Here is a 16,648-nt window from a genome sequence, read left to right on the forward strand (position 1 = left end):
CGTGAGCGGTGGGCCTTCCATTGGGAGAGCGCTCTCCGAACTGCCAGCCGTTCCGATGTAGAGGAGATGCCATGCGTTCATCCCCGTCACGGTTGTGCGCCGTCGCCGCGATGCTGGCGGCGTTCCTGGTCGCGGTCGCCGCGCCCGCGTCGGCGGCCGACACGCTCCTGTCCCAGGGCAAGACCGCCACGGCCTCCTCCACGGAGGGCGGCGCGAGCACGGCGGGCGCCGCGGTCGACGGCGATCCGGCGACGCGCTGGTCCAGCGCGTTCAGCGATCCGCAGTGGCTCCAGGTCGACCTCGGCGTCCAGGCGGCGCTCGCCCGCGTGGTCCTGCGCTGGGAGGCCGCCTACGCCCGATCCTTCACCCTCCAGGTCTCCGGCAACGGCACGAGCTGGAGCACCCTCTACTCCACGGCCGCCGGCACCGGCGGCACGCAGACGCTGACGGTGTCGGGCGCCGGCCGCTACGTCCGGCTGACCGGCACCCAGCGCGCCACCCCATACGGCTACTCGCTCTGGGAGCTGCAGGTCCACGGCGAGGCGACCGGCGCCGACTACGTCACCCACCGCGAGTTCCAGGCCAACTGCGCGGTCACCGCGAACCGGCCCGACGACCCCATCGTCGTGCCGGGGCTGCCCGGGGCGTCGCACATGCACACCTTCATCGGCAACACCACCACGAACGCGCACAGCACGCTCGCCTCCCTCCTGGCCGGCGGGACCTCGTGCACCAACCCGCATGACCGGTCGGCCTACTGGTTCCCCAGCTTCTACAAGGGCGACCAGCTCATCCAGCCGACCGGGCCGCAGGTGGTCTACTACAAGTCGGGCGTACGGGACTACACCACCGTCAGGACGTTCCCGCAGGGGCTGAGGTTCGTGGTCGGCAGCCCGAATCAGAGCCTCGCGGAGTTCCGGGACGCGCCAGGAGCGGTCGAGGGGTTCGAGTGCGGCGACAGCGCCCACAACTACGACCTGCCGGGCACCTGCCCCGCCGGCACCCAGGTGAACGTGCGCTTCCAGGCCCCGAGCTGCTGGGACGGCGTCAACCTGGACAGTTCCGACCACAAGCGGCACATGGCCTATCCGGTGGACGGTCTCTGCGCGGCCACGCATCCGGTGCCCGTGCCGATGCTGGAATTCAAGATCGCGTTCCCGGCGGACGGCGATCTGTCGCAGGCCCGGCTGTCCAGCGGGCGGGGCTACTCCTGGCACTACGACTTCTTCAACGCCTGGGCGCCGGCCATCCTGCAGGCGCTGGTGCGGCACTGCGTCAGCGGCGGGCTGCAGTGCGACGGGCGCGGATACGACCAGTACAAACCACACCGGGGCGCCGCGCTCGACGCCAACTACAACCTGATGTGAGGGCGGAGCGGAACCTGGCCCGGTGCCGGGCCAGGTTCGTCCATGTCCGCCCGGTACGACCGGTCGCCGCCCCGGGCGATGTGGCCTTTTATCACCAGATTCCCAGATAGACCGGATAGAACAGCACCATGGACGCACCGAGGCCCAGACCCGCGGACAGTCCCGTGGTGCTCGTGGTGGACGACGAACCGAACATCCGCGAGTTGCTGCTCGACGCCCTGGAGCTGCACGGTTTCCGGGTCCGCACCGCCGCCTCCGGCACCGAGGCGCTGGCGTGCGTGGACCGCGAACGCCCGGCCCTCATCGTCCTGGACGTGATGCTGCCCGATCTCGACGGGTTCGCGGTGGCGCAGCGCCTGCGGCCCGACGGCGACGGGCCGCCCGTGTTGTTCCTGACCGCGCGCGACACGGTCGCCGACCGCATCGCGGGGCTGACGGCGGGCGGCGACGACTACGTGACGAAACCGTTCAGCCTGGAGGAGGTGGTGCTGCGGATCCGCGCCATCCTGCGCCGTACGGGGCCGCGCGAGGAGCCGGGCGACGACGGGCTGCTGCGCTACGCGGACCTGGAGCTGGAGGAGGAGACCCACGTCGTGCGGCGGGCCGGGCGGCGCGTGCACCTGTCGCCGACGGAGTTCGGCCTGCTGCGCTACCTGATGATCAACGCGGAGCGGGTGGTCAGCAAGACGCAGATCCTCGACCGCGTGTGGAACGACGGCTTCGGCTCCGACAGCCGGATCGTCGAGTCCTACATCAGCTACCTGCGGCGCAAGATCGACGTGACGGACCCGCCGCTGATCCACACGCTGCGCGGCGTCGGCTACTCCCTGCGCGACCAGCGTCTGCTGGACCGGGGCCGATGAGGCCGATAGGCCGGTCCCGGCCGCTGCGGCACCGGCTCGGACCGGGCCGATGAGGCCGATAAGCCGGTCCCGGCCGCTGCGGCACCGGCTCGGACCGGGCCGATGAGGCCCATGGGCCGGTCCTGGCCGCTGCGGCACCGGCTGCTGGTCGCGCTGCTCGGGTTGTCGGCGGCCGCGCTGACGGTGTTCGCGGCGGCGGGGGTGTTCCTGCTGGACCGGTCGCTGCTGTCGCGGGTGGACACGCAGCTCACCGACTTCGCCCAGACGTTCGGCAAGAGGCCGCCCCCGGGCGCGCCGCCGCCGCGCCGGGGCGACCTGGAGCTGCCCACCCAGTTCCGCGTCGGCGTCTACACCTCGTCGGGGATCCTGGTCAGCCGCGCGGGCAGCGCCGGCGACGGCCCGGCGCTGCCCGCGAACGTGCTCGCCACGATCCCGCCGGGCCCGGTCACCGTGCCCGCCGTGACGGGCGCCGGCGAGTGGCGCACGCTGGTGGTGGCCCTGCCGGACGGCAACCGGGCGGCCGTGTCGATGTCGCTGGAGTCCAACCGCGCCACCGTGCACGAGTTACTGCTCATCGAGGCGGCGGCGGGGGCGCTGGTGCTGGTCCTGCTGGGCGCGGTCGCGCTCGTCGTCGTACGGCTCGGGCTGCGCCCGCTGACCAGGATGGAACGTACGGCCACGGCCATCGCGGCGGGCGAGCTCGACCGCCGGGTGTCCGACAGCGACCCGCGTACCGAGACCGGGCGGCTCGGCCGCGCGCTCAACATCATGCTCGGCCGCCTCGGCGAGGCCCTGCGCCAGCGGGAGCACTCCGAGCGGCGGCTGCGGCACTTCCTGGCCGACGCCTCGCACGAGCTGCGCACGCCGCTGACGTCCATCCGCGGCTTCGCCGAGCTGTACCGGCACGGCGGGAGCGAGCCGGATCCGGTGGTGGCCCGCATCCTGAGCCGTATCGAGGGCGAGGCCGAGCGGATGGGCGTGCTGGTGGCGGACCTGCTGCTGCTGGCGCGGCTGGACCAGGAGCGGGCGCTGGAGCTGACGGAGGTGGACCTGCACGTCATCGCGGGCGACGTGGTGCACGGGGCGCGGGCCAGGGATCCCGGCCGGACGATCGAGCTGGTGCTGGGCGCCCGGCCGGTCCGGGTGGCCGGGGACGAGCACCGCCTGCACCAGGTGGTCGCCAACCTGGTCGGCAACGCCGTCGCCCACACGCCCGCGGGCACGGCCGTGCGCGTCACGGTGGACGAACTCCCGGCCGCACCCCCATGCCCGTCCCCATGCCCGTCCCCTTGCCCGTCCCCTTGCCCGTCCCCTTGCCCGGAGACCGACGCACCGAGGACCGGCGCCGCGAAGGCGGGCGCGGCGGACACCGAGGCGGGGTGGGCGGGTGCGGTCGGCGGGATGGCGGTGGCCGTGGCGGGGATGGAGGTGGCCGGACGGGTGGCGGTCGTCGAGGTGCGGGACAGCGGCCCCGGCATCGAGCCGGAGCATCTGGCCCACGTGTTCGACCGTTTCTACCGCGCCGACGCCGGCCGTTCCCGCGACAGCGGCGGCACCGGCCTGGGGCTGGCCATCGCGGCGGCGCTGGTGGAGGCGCACGATGGCCGCGTCGAGGCGCACAGCCGCACCGGCCACGGCACGGCCTTCCGCGTCCTGCTCCCGGTCGAGGGCCCCGCCGGCGCCTGACGTTCACCTCCGGGCCGGGGTTCGTTCACACATTATTCCCAGGTTGTTGCGGTCCCATATGGGCTGACACGAAGGGAGAGACATGCTGCGTGGATTCCGCCGGCGCACCACCCCCGAAGGCCGGCCCGCCGTCCCGGCCGAAAGCCCTGCCGCCATCTCCACCGCGAGCACTGCCGCGAGCACTGCCGCGAGCACTGCCGCGAGCCCGGAGGAGGCCGGGCACGCGCTGCGTGCCCCCAGCACGCTGCACGCGTTCAACCGGTACGAGATCAAGTATCTCGTCGACGTGGCCGCGGCGGCCGAGCTGCGCAAGGAGATCGAGCAGCGGCTCGACCCCGACCCCCACAACGGTGAGCAGGGCTACGGCATCTGGAGCGTCTACTACGACACCCGGCAGCTCCGGTTCTACTGGGAGAAGATCGAGGGCCTGCGGTTCCGCAGGAAGTTGCGGGTGCGCCACTACGGCGACCGCTTCTCCGTCGACGCCGGCACGCCGGTGTTCGTGGAGATCAAACAGCGGGTCAACCGGGTCACCCAGAAGCGCCGGGCCCGCCTGCCGTACGCCGACGCGCTGCGCCTGTGCGACGGCCGGCAGCAGGTCGGCCACGAGCCGGGCCGGCGGGCGTTCCAGGAAGAGGTGCTGGACCTCGTCCTCCGCCTGGACCTGCGGGCCACCGCCGTCACCGGCTACACCCGGCACGCCTACATCGGCCGGGACGCCGACGTGGGCCTGCGCGTCACCTTCGACCACCGTGTCCGTGGCCGCGACCGTGACTTCCATCTGGGAGCCGACGCCGAGAACCGGCTGATCGTGCCGGCCGGCAAGGCCATCGTGGAGGTCAAGGCCAACGAGCGTGTCCCCTACTGGCTGACCGATCTGACCGCCAAGCGGAATTTGCAGGTCGTGCGCGTGTCCAAGTACTGCCAGAGCGTGGAGGCCTATGGCCTGGCCCCGCGCTCGATCTTCCACATCCCCGACCACGACCTCGACCCCCAGCGGTCGATCGCGTACACGGAGGCCTGACCCCCTATGGACTTCTCTTTCCAGGACCTGTCCGGCACGTTCAGCGTGGCCGACATCGCGATCGCGATGTCGCTCTCGTTCGTGCTCAGCGCCATGATCGGCTGGGTGTACCGGGCGACGCACCGCAACGTCTCCTACAGCCAGTCCTACGTGCAGACGCTGGTCATCCTGGGCATGCTGATCTCGCTGATCATGCTGGTCGTCGGCTCGAACATCGCCCGCGCCTTCGCCCTCGTCGGCGCCCTGTCGGTGGTGCGCTTCCGCAACGCCATCAAGGAGACCCGCGACGTCGGCTTCATCTTCCTGGTGATGGGCGTCGGCATGGCCGTCGGCACCCGCTTCTACCTGCTGGGCATCGTCGCCGCCGTGGCGATCTCGCTGATCATCATGATCATGAGCCGGTTCAACTGGTTCGCGCTCAACGTGCGGCGCCAGGTCGTCAAGGTGCAGGTGCCCTCCGACGAGGACTACAGCGCCGCCATTCAGGATGTGCTGGTGCGGCACACCGACGAGTTCGAGCTGGTCAGCATGGAGTCGATCAGGGCGGGCGCGCTGGTCGAGCTGATGTACACGATCAAGATCAAGAAGGGCAGCGAGCCGGCCGACGTCATCGCCGGGCTGCGCGAGCGCAACCACGGCCAGTCGGTCACCGTCCTGACCGGATACGACCAGACCGACCTGTAGGCGGCCATGGCGCATCTCAGACACCGCATCCCCGTCAAGCTCCGCCACAACTGGAAGCTGGTCGCGCTCTGCGTGGCGTTCCTGGCCGCCTGCTGGGGCGTGTTCGGCAGCGGGACCATCCGCCCGTACGTGACCACGAGCCGGACCGCCGAGGCCGACGAGGTCGTCCAGAACCTCGCCGGGACGGCGGAGCTGTTCGACGGCACGGCACCGCACCAGGTCGAGCTCACGTTCAGGGACGAGAGCTACCAGGACATGCTGACCGAATACTTCAAGGACGGCGACAAGAAGTACGTCGAGGCGGACCTGACCATCGACGGGACCAGGATCCCGAGCGTGGGCATCCGGTTGAAGGGCAACTCCACGCTGATGGGGCTGAGCTGGAAGGGGCAGACCCGGCAGCGCTCCATGCCCGGCGGAGGCGGCGGCGACCGGCCGGGCGGCGGCTTCCAGCCTCCGGACGGCGACTTCCAGCCTCCCGGCAACGGCCTCCCGCAGGGCAACGGCCAGCCCCAGGGCCAATTCCCAGGCCAGCCGCCAGGCCAACCTCAAGACCAACCGCAGGATCAACCTCAAGACCAACCCCAGGGCCAAGCGCCAGGTCAGCCGCAGGGGAACGGGCAGCGGCCCGGCGGGTTCGGCGGGGGTCCCGGCGGGACGCTCAAGGCCGAGGAGCCGGAGAGCCTGCCGTGGCTGATCAGCTTCGACGAGTTCGTGGCGGGCCGCCGCTACCAGGGCCACACCCAGCTCGCCGTACGCCCGGCCGCCGCGCAGTCCTCGACCCTCCTGAACGAGGCCGTGGCCATCGCCATGGTCGGCGCCGCCGGTGAGCCCACCCAGCGCTCCGCCTACACCGCCTTCACCGTCAACGGCCGCGCGTCCAAGCCCCGCCTCCTGGTCGAGTACCTGGACGAGGGTTACGCCGAGAACCTCGGCGACGGCGTCCTGTACAAGTCCCTGGCCTCCAGCTCCTTCACCTACCAGGGCGAGGACCAGACCGAGTACGTCGACGACTTCAAGCAGGTCAACCTGGTGGGCCAGCGCGACCTGCAGCCCGTCATCGACCTGATCAAGTGGGTGGAGCAGGCCCCGGCGGCGGACTTCGCCAAGGGGCTGGGCGATCGGCTGGACGTGGCGTCGTTCGCCCGCTACCTGGCCCTGCAGAACATCCTGGTCAACTTCGACGACATGTCGGGCCCCGGCCGTAACTACTACCTCTGGTACGACCTGGGCACGAAGAAGTTCAAGGTGATCAGCTGGGATCTCAACTTCGCGCTCAGCGGAGACGCCACGGCCGGCCCCGACGACACCATCGGCATGGGCGGCATGGGGCGCCCGGGCGGCGGCGACCGGACCGGCGCCGGCCCACCCCAGCAGCCCGAAGGCCAGGCGACCCAGCAACCCGGAAACCGGTCGACCCAACAACCCGAAAACCAACCGACCCAGCAACCGGGAACCCAGCCGACCCGGCAACCCGGAGGCCGGCCGCCTCAGCAGGATGGAGACCAGTCGGCCCGGCAACCAGGAGGGATGCGGATGGGTCACGCGCTCAAGGACAAGTTCCTCAAGGACGCCACGCTCAAGAAGGTCTACGACCGCGAGTACGCCGCCCTGTACACCAAGCTCCTGGCCGACGGCACCGCCACGGGCCTGCTGGACACGGCGGTCGCGGCGTACGGCAGGAACAAGGGCGCCGACCCGGCGAAGGCCGCCGACGAGGCGGCGGCCGTGCGGACCACGCTCGAAACCCGAGCCGAGGCGATCAGAAAGGCGCTGTGATCACCGGCGCGAGCCGAACGCGACGGCCGTCGTCGAGGTGATGGCCGTCACCAGCACCACCATGACCACGACGGAGCCCAGCGGATGGGGGCGGCGAGCCGGCGGCACGGCGTGCTTGACCCACGCGCGGGCCGCCGGCGTCGGGGTCGGCGTGGGTGTCGGGGTCGGCGTGGGCGTGGGGCTGGGCACGGGAACGGGAACGGGAACGGGCCTGGGCGGTACCCGCGTCGGCACCGGCACCGGCCGGCTCCGGGGGCGTGTCCTCGTGCGCGGGCACTCCCCCACCTGGGTCCCGCTCATGCACACCCCGTCGCGGTAGATCGTCACGCCGGGCAGCGTGATCTTGGGCGCCGTCCGGCGCCTGGGCGGGGGCATCGAGATCGACACCCTGGGAAACGGCGCCCGCCGCGCCGACACCCGGGGGACGGTCACCCTGGGGCCCACGATGACACCCTTGGGGGGCGCCGGCGGGCGGACGGTCACCTTGGGCACGGGCTTCGGCACGGGCTTCGGGTCGGCCGCCGCCGGACCCGCGGCGCAGAGCGCGACCAGGGCGGCGGCGAACAGCAACCGGACGCGCACGATCACATCCCTCCCGCGATGCGGGTGAACTCCTGCAACGCACTCTGGAACGCCTCGGGCCCCACGGCCAGCGGCCCCGCGAAGGCGTGGGCGATGTCCCAGGTCAGGTAGGTGCCGAAGCCGAGCAGCCCGGCCATCGCCACCAGCGGCAGGATCGTCAGCCCGCGCGGCCGGGCCCCGGCCAGGAACGGGAAGAGGATGACGATCACGCCGGTGAGGATGGTCAGCAGCAGCAGGCCATCGGGCGGGGTGGCGGCCGCGTCGGCGCTGCGCAGGGCGCGGGTGGTCGAGATGACCCGGACGTGATCGAGCAGCATGGCCTTGGCCTGCTTCTCGCCTTCGCCGCTCACCGGCAGCGCGGCGATCCGGCCGCGCAGCGCGTCGATCCTGGCGGCGCCGACCGGGTCCATCCGGCCGTCGGCCATGAGTGGCCACTCGTCCCTGACGACGAAGGTGACGTAGTCGCGCAGCGCCGTGCGCATCTGCTGGGGGGCTTCGCCGGGCAGGCCGCCGGCCGCCCAGTAGGCGTCGACGGCGGCCTGGCTCTCGGCGTAGGTGTTGTGGCGGGCGGCGTCGGCGCTGGTCCACGGCACGATGATCGCGATGGCGAACACCAGCAGGAACATGGCCGACAACATCCCGCCCGCATGGGCGGCGGAGGGACCACCCGGGTCACGGTCCTCGCCGGCCCGTTTCACCAGCCTGAACATCAGCGCGGTGAGCACCACCACGGCCACCGCCGCCACGATCGAGAGGATGTACGCCACCATGAAGATCTCCCGAACCTCTTCGAATACGCAGTGTCACTTTACTATCACACACCGCATTGATGGCGTCAGGTCCGCAAAGGTAAAGTCCCGGGCAAGCACCCGCACAGGGCCCGGGACGGCCACGTCGGCTACGGGGCGCGGCCTGCCCGGGGCCTCCCGGCGCGCCGGCATGGCGGTCGAGTATCACCTGGGCAACGCCTACGCCAAGCTCGGGAGTGGCGCTCACCACCAAGATCCTGGACTGACCGTCCGCCGCGCGTCCGCCGCCCGGAGGGGGGCTGGACGGATTGCCGGACGTTGACAGCGGGCCATCACCATATGTCTAGCCGGGTGCTGATATTTCGGAAATGTTCGGGAGCATGGGGGCGTGAATCTCAACGGTCGTGAATTCGTGATGGTGAGCTCGACGGCGAGCGCGGTGGACCCGGACAGTCCTACGGAGTTCCGGTACTGGGAGGCCGACGGAGTGGTGTGGGGCGACTACACGGGCGACACCGTGATCCATGGGCGCTTCGTCGGGACGCGGGACGGCGACCAGGTGACGATCTCCTACGTGCACGCGCTGAAGGCCGGGGGCACGGCGGGCGGGCAGAGCCGCAGCCGGGTCGAGGCGGCCGAGGGCGGGCTGCTCCGGCTGGTGGAGGAGTTCTCCTTCGACGGTGACGACACCGTGCACGTGAGCGTGTGCGACGAGGTGCCCGCCGCCGCCTGACCCGGCCCCGGAGCGGCCGCCCCGCCGCAGGCGGCGTCGCGGGCTGCTCAGTCGTCCTTGTGCAGGGCGGCGCGGCCCTCGGCGGCGCCGACGAAGCGCATCTTGCCCAGCGGCACGTCGCCCTGCGCCTCCTGGGCCGGCCGCCGCCGCTGCTCGCGGGCGGCCTGGTCGCGGTCGCTGGGCAGCACGTACGGCCGTTTGAGCACCTCGTCCAGGATGAACACGGTCTCGGTCGCCTTGACCGCCGGGATGTTGGCCAGCCGCTCGGTCACCATGGCGTGCACGGCCGCCACGTCGGAGACCCGCACCTGGATCATGGCGTCGTGCTGACCGGTGGTGATCGCGCAGTACTCCACCTCCGGCATCCTGGCCAGCTCCGCCCTGAACTGCTTCCACATCTGCTGCCGCACGGTCACGAAGATCAACGCGGTGATGCCGAGCCCGGTCCGCACGTGGTCGATCTCGGCGGTGAACCGCTTGATCGCGCCGTCCGCGCGCAGCGCCTCGAACCGCGTGTACGCGCTCGCGCGCGAGATGCCGACCCGTTCGGCCAGCGCGGCCACCGAGATCCGGCCGTTCTCGCGCAGGACCTCAAGGATCTTCAGATGGATGTCGTCGAGCTCGAGACCGATGCCGATCCGTCCAGCCTGACCGCTGCCGCCGACACCATTTCTGGAAATATCACTCATCATTACCTCACTGACCTTTATATACGTCTCGCGGACCGCACGGTACCTGGACGTTCTGCCGGACAATCCTCGGCATCCTTCTACCGAACGTCCATTTGGAGGACTTCATGGCGACCCGAACGCAGACGGCGGCTGTGCTGCTCGCCGGTGCACTCGCCCTGGCCGCCTGCGGAAGCGGCGGCACCTCACCGGCTCCGGCCGCCTCCGGTGCCGGGGGCAAGACCCTCGTCATCGACACCTCCTTCGACCTCAAGACCGCCGACCCCGGGCGCACGTACGAGCCGACGGGGCTCATCGTCGGCAAGGCGATCTACGAGACGCTGCTCACCTTCGACGGCTCGGACGTGACCAAGCCGGTGCCGGCCCTGGCGGAGTCGTACGAGCTGGCCGAGGACGGCAAGACGCTCACCCTCAAGCTCAAGCAGGGGGCCACCTTCGCCGACGGGTCCGCGATCACCGCGGACGACGTGGTGTTCTCGCTGACGCGGGTCCGTGACATGAAGGGCACTCCGTCGTTCCTGCTGGACGGCGTCGAGGTGGCCAAGACGGACGAGTCGACGATTCAGCTGACGTCGAAGACGGCGAACCCGGCGCTGCCCTACATCCTGCCGAACCCGGCCCTCGGCATCATCAACAGCAAGCTGGCCAAGCAGAACGGCGCGACCGCGGACGCCCAGGACAAGGCCGAGCAGTACCTGAACGCCCACTCGGCCGGCTCGGGCCCGTACATGATCGAGTCGTTCAACGTGAGCAGCCAGGTCACGCTCAAGGCGAACCCCCAGTACCACGGCGCCAAGCCCGCCTACGACAAGGTCGTGCTGCGCAACGTCGAGGCCGCCACGCAGAAGCTGAACGTGCAGCGCGGCGACAGCCAGGTGGCGCTGAACCTCTCCGGCGACCAGGTCACCTCCATGCCCGCCACCCTGCAGGTCAAGAAGGTCGCCTCGGCGAACGTCATCTTCCTGCTCGCCAACCAGGACCCGGCGGTCAGCAAGACGACGCCGAACGCCAAGTTCGTGGAGGCCGTCCGCAAGGGCGTGGACTACCCGGGGCTGCTGGAGCTGGCCGGCGAGGGCTCCACGCAGGCGCCCGGGGTCATCCCGTCGCAGCTCCTCGGGGCGCTGCCCGCCGAGCAGGCGGCCAAGCGGGACGTCGAGGGCGCCAAGGCCGCGCTCGCCGCCAGCGGGGTGCCGAACCCGAGCGTGAAACTCGAGTATCCGAGCGAGCTGACCGTGAACGGCCTGTCGTTCCAGCCGCTGGCCGAGCGTATCCAGGCCAACCTCAAGGAGGTCGGCATCACGGTGGACCTCCAGCCCGCGCCGGTCACCACGGCGCTGGACAACTACCGCAACGGCAAGGAGGAGATGGGCCTGTGGTACTGGGGTCCTGACTACCCGGACCCCAGCGACTACCTGGCGTTCCTGCCCGGCAAGACGGTGGGCCTGCGGGCCGGCTGGAAGACGGGCGCGGCCAAGGAGATCGAGGCGGCGGGCGACAAGGCCGCCACGACCATCGGCGACGACGCCCGCAAGGCCGCCTACGCCGACGTGCAGACCAGGCTCAACGCCTCCGGGCCGTTCATCCCGCTGATCCAGCCGAGCCAGAACATCGTGACGGCCGGGTCGGTGACCGGGCTGGAGTACCACCCGGTGTGGACGGTCGACGTCGCCGACCTCGGCGTGAAGTAGGGACCCGCAGGTGTCCGACATCCCGGGCGCGGCGGCCGGACCGCCGCGCCCCGGCGCCGCCGGCGGGCCCTCCGGCGGCGGTGCCCCCGATCCCGGCGGCCCCGGCCCCGGTGCTTCCGCCTCCGGTCCTTCCGGCCCCGGTGCTTCCGGCGGGCCCGCTCGCGGGCGGCGGGGCGTTCCGCCGCTGGCGCGCTTCCTCATCCGCCGCATCCTCCTGGCCGTCCTGATGGCCTGGGGCATCACCCTGATCACGTTCGTCCTGACGAACCTCGTCCCCGGCGACCCCATCTCCGCGAACCTGGGCCAGCGGGCGCTCGGCGATCCGGCCATCGTCGCCCAGTGGCGCACCGAGCACGGCCTCGACAAGCCCCTGTGGCAGCAGTACGCGCTGCATCTGCAGGGGATCGTCCACGGCGACCTGGGCACCAGCCAGCAGAGCCACCGCCCGGTGAGCGAGGACCTGGCCGAGTTCGTGCCGGCGACGCTGGAGCTGGCCGGAGCGGCGATCCTGGTCTCGCTGGTGCTCGGCGTGGCCTTCGGGGTCATCGCCGCCCTGCGCCGCGACCGGCTCGCCGACCACGCGCTGCGGGTGCTGAGCCTGATCGGCATCTCGGTCCCGACGTTCTGGCTGGCGCTGGTGGCGTTCTACGTGTTCTTCTACCGCCTGCAGATCACGCCGGGCAGCGGCCGGGTGGACGTGGCGCTCGGCTCGGCCCCGCCGGTGACCGGCCTGCAGACGGTGGACGCGCTGCTGGCCGGCCGGATGGACATCTTCTCCTCCGCCGTCGGCCACCTGATCACGCCCGCGCTGGTGCTGGCGCTCTACACGATCGGCCTGCTCACCCGCTTCACCCGCTCGGCGGTGCTGGAGGTGCTCGGGCAGGACTACGTGCGCGCCGCCAGGGCCAAGGGCCTGCCGGGCCGGACGATCCTGTTCCGGTACGTGCTGCGCTCGGCCCTGGTGCCCATCATCACCGTGGCGGGACTGGCCTTCGGCAGCCTGTTGTCCGGCACCGTGCTGGTCGAGGCCATCTTCGCCTGGCCGGGCGTCGGCCAGTACGCCTACAAGAGCGCCACCGCACTCGACCTGCCCGCCGTCATGGGCGTCGGCCTGGTCGTGGGCATCGTCTACCTGGTCATCAACCTGATCGTGGACGTCCTGTACGGCGTCATCGATCCCCGAGTGAGGCTGCGATGAGACGGGACCCCCTGGCCCGCAAGGGGCTTCTGGGACGCCTGCCCGAGGCGTGGCGGCAACCGCTGGCCGTCGTCGGCTGCCTCATGGCGGTGGCCTGGCTCGTCATCGCGCTGGCCGCGCCCCTGCTGGCGCCGCACGACCCGCTCGCCCAGGACCTGCCCCGGCTGGCGGAGCCGGGCCCCGGGCACTGGTTCGGCACCGACCAGCTCGGGCGCGACATCCTGAGCCGCGTCATGTACGGGGCGCGGGTGTCGATCCCGCTGACGCTGCTGCTGGTGGTGTTGTCGGTGCTGATCGGCGGCCTGCTCGGAGCGTGCGCCGGATATTTCGGCAAATGGGTGGACGAGACGATCATGCGGGTGGCGGACCTGGTGTTCGCCTTCCCGACCGTGATCCTGGCCATGGTGGTGGCGGCGGCGCTCGGGGCGAGCCTGACCAACGCGGTGCTGGCCGTGCTGGTGGTGGCCTGGCCCGCCTACGCCCGGGTCACGCGCGGGCTCGTGCTGGGCGTGCGCGAGCGGGAGTTCGTGCTGAGCGGGCGGCTGCTGGGGTTCTCGGTGTGGCGGTCGCTGCGCGTGGACGTGCTCCCGAACGTGACCGGCCCCATCCTCGTGCTGGCCACGCTCGACATCGGCACCGCGCTGCTGCTGCTGTCCGGCCTGTCGTTCCTCGGGCTGGGGGCCAAGCCGCCCTCGCCGGAGTGGGGGGCGATGGTGGCCTCCGGGGTGGAGGTCTTCGACAGCTGGTGGGTGGCGACGTTCCCCGGGCTGGCGATCCTGACGGTGGTGCTGGCGTTCAACTTCCTGGGTGACACGCTGCGGGACGCGCTCGACCCCCGTACCGCCCGCGCGATCAAGGAGCGTGCGCTGTGACGCTGGACATCACCGGTCTGAAGGTGTCGATCGGCGGCAAGGAGATCCTGCGCGGCGTCGACCTGAGCCTGCAGGCCGGGCGCGTGCACGGGCTGGCCGGGGAGAGCGGGTCGGGCAAGACCATGACCGGGCTGGCCGTCCTGGGGCTGCTGCCGCACGGCGCGCGGACGTCGGGCGCGGTCCGGCTCGGCGAGCGCGAGCTGCTCACGCTGCCGCCCAAGGAGCTCAACCGGGTCCGCGGCGGCGAGGTCGCCATGGTGTTCCAGGATCCGGCGACCAGCCTGCACCCGATGCTCACCATCGGCCGGCAGCTCACCGAGCACATGCGGCACCACCTGCGGCTGGGCAAGGCCGAGGCGCGCGCCCGCGCGGTGGAGCTGCTCGGCAAGGTGCGCATTCCCGGCCCCGGCGAGGCGTACGGGCGCTTCCCGCACCAGTTCTCCGGCGGGATGCGGCAGCGCATCGCCATCGCGATCGCGCTGGCCTGCTCCCCCAAGGTGCTGATCGCCGACGAGCCGACCACGGCGCTGGACGTGACCGTGCAGGCCGGGGTGCTGCGGCTGCTGCGCGGGCTCTGCGACGAGCTGGGGCTGGCGGTGCTGCTGGTCACCCACGACCTCGGGGTGATGTCGGCGGTGGCCGACGAGGTGAGCGTGATGAAGGACGGCCTGGTGGTGGAGTCGGGGCCGCGCGGCCGCGTGTTGCGGGAACCCGCGCACGCCTACACCCGCGCGCTGCTGGACTCCCTGCCCGATACGGAGGGGCGATGACCCTGCTGACCGTCGACGACCTGGTCGTCGAGCACCGCTCCCCCGGCCGTCCCGTCGTGCGGGCGGTGGCCGGGGCCAGCCTGACCGTGCGCCCGGGCGAGGTCGTCGGCCTGGTCGGCGAGTCCGGCTGCGGCAAGTCGACGCTGGCCCGCGCGGTCTGCGGGCTGAACCCGATCACCGAGGGCTCCATCGCCTTCGACGGCGAGCCGGTCACGCCGCTCGGCCTGCGGCGCAGGAAGCTGACCGGCATCCAGATGGTCTTCCAGGACCCGTACGCCTCCCTGAACCCGCGCCGCCGGGTCGGCGACCAGATCGCCGACGGGCTGCGCACCTCCCGTGACACCACCAGCACGCCCGCCGACCTGCTGGAACGCGTCGGCCTGCCGCGCGACTTCGCGGGGCGGCATCCGCACGAGTTCTCCGGCGGGCAGCGGCAGCGCATCGCCATCGCCCGCGCGCTCGCGGCCCGGCCGCGGCTGCTGATCGGCGACGAGCCCATCTCGGCGCTGGACGCCTCCGCGCAGTCGCAGGTGGCCAGGCTGATGCGGGATCTGGCCGTGGACGCGGGCGCGGGGCTGCTGTTCATCAGCCACGACCTGTCCGTGGTGCGGCTGATCGCCGACCGGATCGCGGTCATGTACCTGGGCAAGATCGTCGAGGTCGGCGACACGGCCGAGGTGTGGGCCGAGCCGCGGCACCCGTACACCAGGGCGCTGCTGGGCGCCATCCCCAAGCCCGACGGGCTGGGGGTGCTGCCCGCGGAGCTGCCGGGCGACGTGCCGGACCCGGCGAACCCGCCGCGGGGGTGCCGGTTCAGCCCGCGCTGCCCGCTGGTGATGGACGTGTGCCGCGAGCGGGAGCCGGACTTCGGACCGGTCGCCTGCTGGCTGCACGAGCCGAAGTGACGCAGGAGCCGCCCGCCACGCCCGCGCGGTCCGGCCGGTTCTGGGCGGCGGTGCGGGCGGCCATGGACGAGGGCGGCCTGGACGCCCTGGTGTTGCGGCCCTCTCCCGACTTCCGCCTGCTCGGCGGCGGCCACGGCCCGTTCCTCGTGGTGACGCGGGACGCGGTCGCCGAGACCGCCGATCCGGCCGGGCTGGTGCCCGCGGGCGCACGCCGGGTGGGGGTGGACGCGGAGATGCGGGTGCGCGAGCTGTTCGGGCTGGCGATCGAGGCCGAGCTCGTGCCCGCCTCCGCCGTGCTGGCGCCGTTGCGGCTGCGCAAGGAGCCGCATGAGGTCGAGGCGATCGGGCGGGCGGTGGCGGCGGCGGAAGGGGTGCTGCGGCACGCGCTGGAGTTGTCCTGGTTCGGGGCCAGCGAGCGGGCGATGGCCCACCGGCTGCGGGGGCTGCTGCTGGAGTCCGGGTGCGAGGAGGTGGTGTCGCTGCGGGTGGCGGCGGGCGAGCACACCGCGCTCGCCGCGCATGTGCCCGGGGAGCGGGCGATCTACCCCGGCGACGCGCTGCTGGTGTCGGTGTGCGGGCGCTGGGCCGGTTACTGCGCGGAGGTCGCCCGCGTGTTCGCGGTGGCCGAGCCGCCCGAGGACTTCGAGGCGATGTACTCGGTGGTGCTCGCCGCCCGGCGGGCCGGGCTCGCCGCGTTCCTGCCGTCCGCTCCGGCCGGCGCGCCGGCGCGGGCCATGGGCGAGGTGATCGACGGCAGCGGGTACGGGCTGTTCGCGGCGGCGCACACCGGCCGGGGCGTCGGGCTGGGGCACGACGAGGGGCCCCGGCCTGGCGAGGACACCGTGCTGGCGCCCGGGATGACGTTCTGCCTGGAACCGGCGATCTACGTGCCCGACCTGTTCGGGGCCCGGGTGGCCGACGTGGTGCTCTGCACGCCCGGCGGGCCGGTGCCGCTGGGGTCCCACCCGCACGCTCTGCACGTCATCGACCGATAGCCGGCCGGGCGGCCGGTGGTGGCTCGCCCGGCCGCGGCGGCCGCTCGATTACGCTGGTCACGGC

At 72.0% G+C, this 16,648-nt stretch carries 16 protein-coding genes; 13 read left to right on the forward strand and 3 right to left on the reverse strand.

All coding sequences use genetic code 11. The features are described 5' to 3' along the window. The first annotated feature begins 71 nt into the window (after positions 1–71). From ACWD0F_RS40175 to ACWD0F_RS40200, 6 genes are all read left to right on the forward strand, one after another. Complete coding sequence (locus ACWD0F_RS40175; protein WP_449886168.1) at positions 72–1,367, forward strand: DUF1996 domain-containing protein; 1,296 nt, start codon at positions 72–74, stop codon at positions 1,365–1,367. Between the two features lie 128 nt (positions 1,368–1,495). Next, on the forward strand, positions 1,496–2,230 hold the full coding sequence (locus tag ACWD0F_RS40180; RefSeq protein WP_449886171.1) for a response regulator transcription factor: 735 nt from the start codon (positions 1,496–1,498) through the stop codon (positions 2,228–2,230). 111 nt (positions 2,231–2,341) lie between these two features. Further along, complete coding sequence (locus ACWD0F_RS40185; protein ID WP_449886174.1) at positions 2,342–3,916, forward strand: sensor histidine kinase; 1,575 nt, start codon at positions 2,342–2,344, stop codon at positions 3,914–3,916. Between the two features lie 82 nt (positions 3,917–3,998). Further along, positions 3,999–4,940 carry a VTC domain-containing protein gene (locus ACWD0F_RS40190; RefSeq protein ID WP_449886176.1) on the forward strand — a complete coding sequence of 314 codons (942 nt, stop codon included), beginning with the start codon at positions 3,999–4,001 and terminating at the stop codon, positions 4,938–4,940. A 6-nt stretch (positions 4,941–4,946) separates the two neighbouring features. Continuing rightward, positions 4,947–5,624 carry a DUF4956 domain-containing protein gene (locus ACWD0F_RS40195; protein WP_449886178.1) on the forward strand — a complete coding sequence of 226 codons (678 nt, stop codon included), beginning with the start codon at positions 4,947–4,949 and terminating at the stop codon, positions 5,622–5,624. A 6-nt stretch (positions 5,625–5,630) separates the two neighbouring features. After that, positions 5,631–7,403 carry a CotH kinase family protein gene (locus ACWD0F_RS40200; RefSeq protein WP_449886181.1) on the forward strand — a complete coding sequence of 591 codons (1,773 nt, stop codon included), beginning with the start codon at positions 5,631–5,633 and terminating at the stop codon, positions 7,401–7,403. Here the strand turns inward: ACWD0F_RS40200 and ACWD0F_RS40205 are convergent, their stop codons facing one another. After that, on the reverse strand, positions 7,404–7,985 hold the full coding sequence (locus ACWD0F_RS40205; protein ID WP_449886183.1) for a hypothetical protein: 582 nt from the start codon (positions 7,983–7,985) through the stop codon (positions 7,404–7,406). It abuts the gene before it with no gap. A gap of 2 nt (positions 7,986–7,987) precedes the next feature. Next, a complete protein-coding gene (locus ACWD0F_RS40210) occupies positions 7,988–8,755 on the reverse strand; it encodes a bestrophin-like domain (RefSeq protein WP_449886185.1) in 768 nt (255 codons plus the stop codon). Between the two features lie 367 nt (positions 8,756–9,122). On the opposite strand from ACWD0F_RS40210, the gene ACWD0F_RS40215 reads away from it, so the two are divergent. Further along, complete coding sequence (locus ACWD0F_RS40215; RefSeq protein WP_449886188.1) at positions 9,123–9,467, forward strand: hypothetical protein; 345 nt, start codon at positions 9,123–9,125, stop codon at positions 9,465–9,467. A gap of 47 nt (positions 9,468–9,514) precedes the next feature. Here the strand turns inward: ACWD0F_RS40215 and ACWD0F_RS40220 are convergent, their stop codons facing one another. Further along, positions 9,515–10,156: an Lrp/AsnC family transcriptional regulator gene (locus tag ACWD0F_RS40220; protein WP_449886191.1), complete on the reverse strand. Its 642-nt coding sequence runs from the start codon at positions 10,154–10,156 to the stop codon at positions 9,515–9,517. Between the two features lie 107 nt (positions 10,157–10,263). Here ACWD0F_RS40220 and ACWD0F_RS40225 point away from each other — a divergent pair, with 107 nt between their 5' ends. The 6 genes from ACWD0F_RS40225 to ACWD0F_RS40250 are packed head-to-tail and all read left to right on the forward strand — an operon-like array spanning position 10,264 to position 16,584. After that, a complete protein-coding gene (locus tag ACWD0F_RS40225; protein WP_449886194.1) occupies positions 10,264–11,844 on the forward strand; it encodes an ABC transporter substrate-binding protein in 1,581 nt (526 codons plus the stop codon). 10 nt (positions 11,845–11,854) lie between these two features. Next, positions 11,855–13,042, forward strand: coding sequence for an ABC transporter permease (locus tag ACWD0F_RS40230; RefSeq protein ID WP_449886196.1), 1,188 nt, complete (start codon positions 11,855–11,857; stop codon positions 13,040–13,042). Continuing rightward, the gene (locus ACWD0F_RS40235; RefSeq protein WP_449886199.1) at positions 13,039–13,914 is read left to right on the forward strand and encodes an ABC transporter permease; all 876 of its coding nucleotides are present in this window, start codon (positions 13,039–13,041) and stop codon (positions 13,912–13,914) included. The genes ACWD0F_RS40230 and ACWD0F_RS40235 overlap by 4 nt, the downstream gene beginning before the upstream one ends. Then, positions 13,911–14,684 (forward strand): ABC transporter ATP-binding protein, encoded by a 774-nt coding sequence (locus tag ACWD0F_RS40240; RefSeq protein WP_449886202.1) that lies wholly within the window; start codon positions 13,911–13,913, stop codon positions 14,682–14,684. The genes ACWD0F_RS40235 and ACWD0F_RS40240 overlap by 4 nt, the downstream gene beginning before the upstream one ends. After that, positions 14,681–15,589 carry an ABC transporter ATP-binding protein gene (locus tag ACWD0F_RS40245; protein WP_449886205.1) on the forward strand — a complete coding sequence of 303 codons (909 nt, stop codon included), beginning with the start codon at positions 14,681–14,683 and terminating at the stop codon, positions 15,587–15,589. Before ACWD0F_RS40240 ends, ACWD0F_RS40245 begins: the two co-directional genes overlap by 4 nt. Continuing rightward, entirely contained in the window at positions 15,586–16,584 is a 999-nt protein-coding gene (locus ACWD0F_RS40250) for a M24 family metallopeptidase (protein WP_449886207.1), read from the forward strand. The genes ACWD0F_RS40245 and ACWD0F_RS40250 overlap by 4 nt, the downstream gene beginning before the upstream one ends. Positions 16,585–16,648 lie beyond the last annotated feature (64 nt).

The sequence above is a fragment of the Nonomuraea sp. NPDC002799 genome (genome assembly GCF_053592075.1).

Bases quoted from the DNA above. Each gene is read 5' to 3' on its own strand.
- ACWD0F_RS40220 (WP_449886191.1), bottom strand. From the start codon at position 10,156: ATGAGTGATATTTCCAGAAATGGTGTCGGCGGCAGCGGTCAGGCTGGA.
- ACWD0F_RS40210 (WP_449886185.1), bottom strand. From the start codon at position 8,755: ATGGTGGCGTACATCCTCTCGATCGTGGCGGCGGTGGCCGTGGTGGTG.
- ACWD0F_RS40175 (WP_449886168.1), top strand. From the start codon at position 72: ATGCGTTCATCCCCGTCACGGTTGTGCGCCGTCGCCGCGATGCTGGCG.
- ACWD0F_RS40185 (WP_449886174.1), top strand. From the start codon at position 2,342: ATGGGCCGGTCCTGGCCGCTGCGGCACCGGCTGCTGGTCGCGCTGCTC.
- ACWD0F_RS40190 (WP_449886176.1), top strand. From the start codon at position 3,999: ATGCTGCGTGGATTCCGCCGGCGCACCACCCCCGAAGGCCGGCCCGCC.
- ACWD0F_RS40235 (WP_449886199.1), top strand. From the start codon at position 13,039: ATGAGACGGGACCCCCTGGCCCGCAAGGGGCTTCTGGGACGCCTGCCC.
- ACWD0F_RS40195 (WP_449886178.1), top strand. From the start codon at position 4,947: ATGGACTTCTCTTTCCAGGACCTGTCCGGCACGTTCAGCGTGGCCGAC.
- ACWD0F_RS40200 (WP_449886181.1), top strand. From the start codon at position 5,631: ATGGCGCATCTCAGACACCGCATCCCCGTCAAGCTCCGCCACAACTGG.
- ACWD0F_RS40225 (WP_449886194.1), top strand. From the start codon at position 10,264: ATGGCGACCCGAACGCAGACGGCGGCTGTGCTGCTCGCCGGTGCACTC.
- ACWD0F_RS40180 (WP_449886171.1), top strand. From the start codon at position 1,496: ATGGACGCACCGAGGCCCAGACCCGCGGACAGTCCCGTGGTGCTCGTG.
- ACWD0F_RS40245 (WP_449886205.1), top strand. From the start codon at position 14,681: ATGACCCTGCTGACCGTCGACGACCTGGTCGTCGAGCACCGCTCCCCC.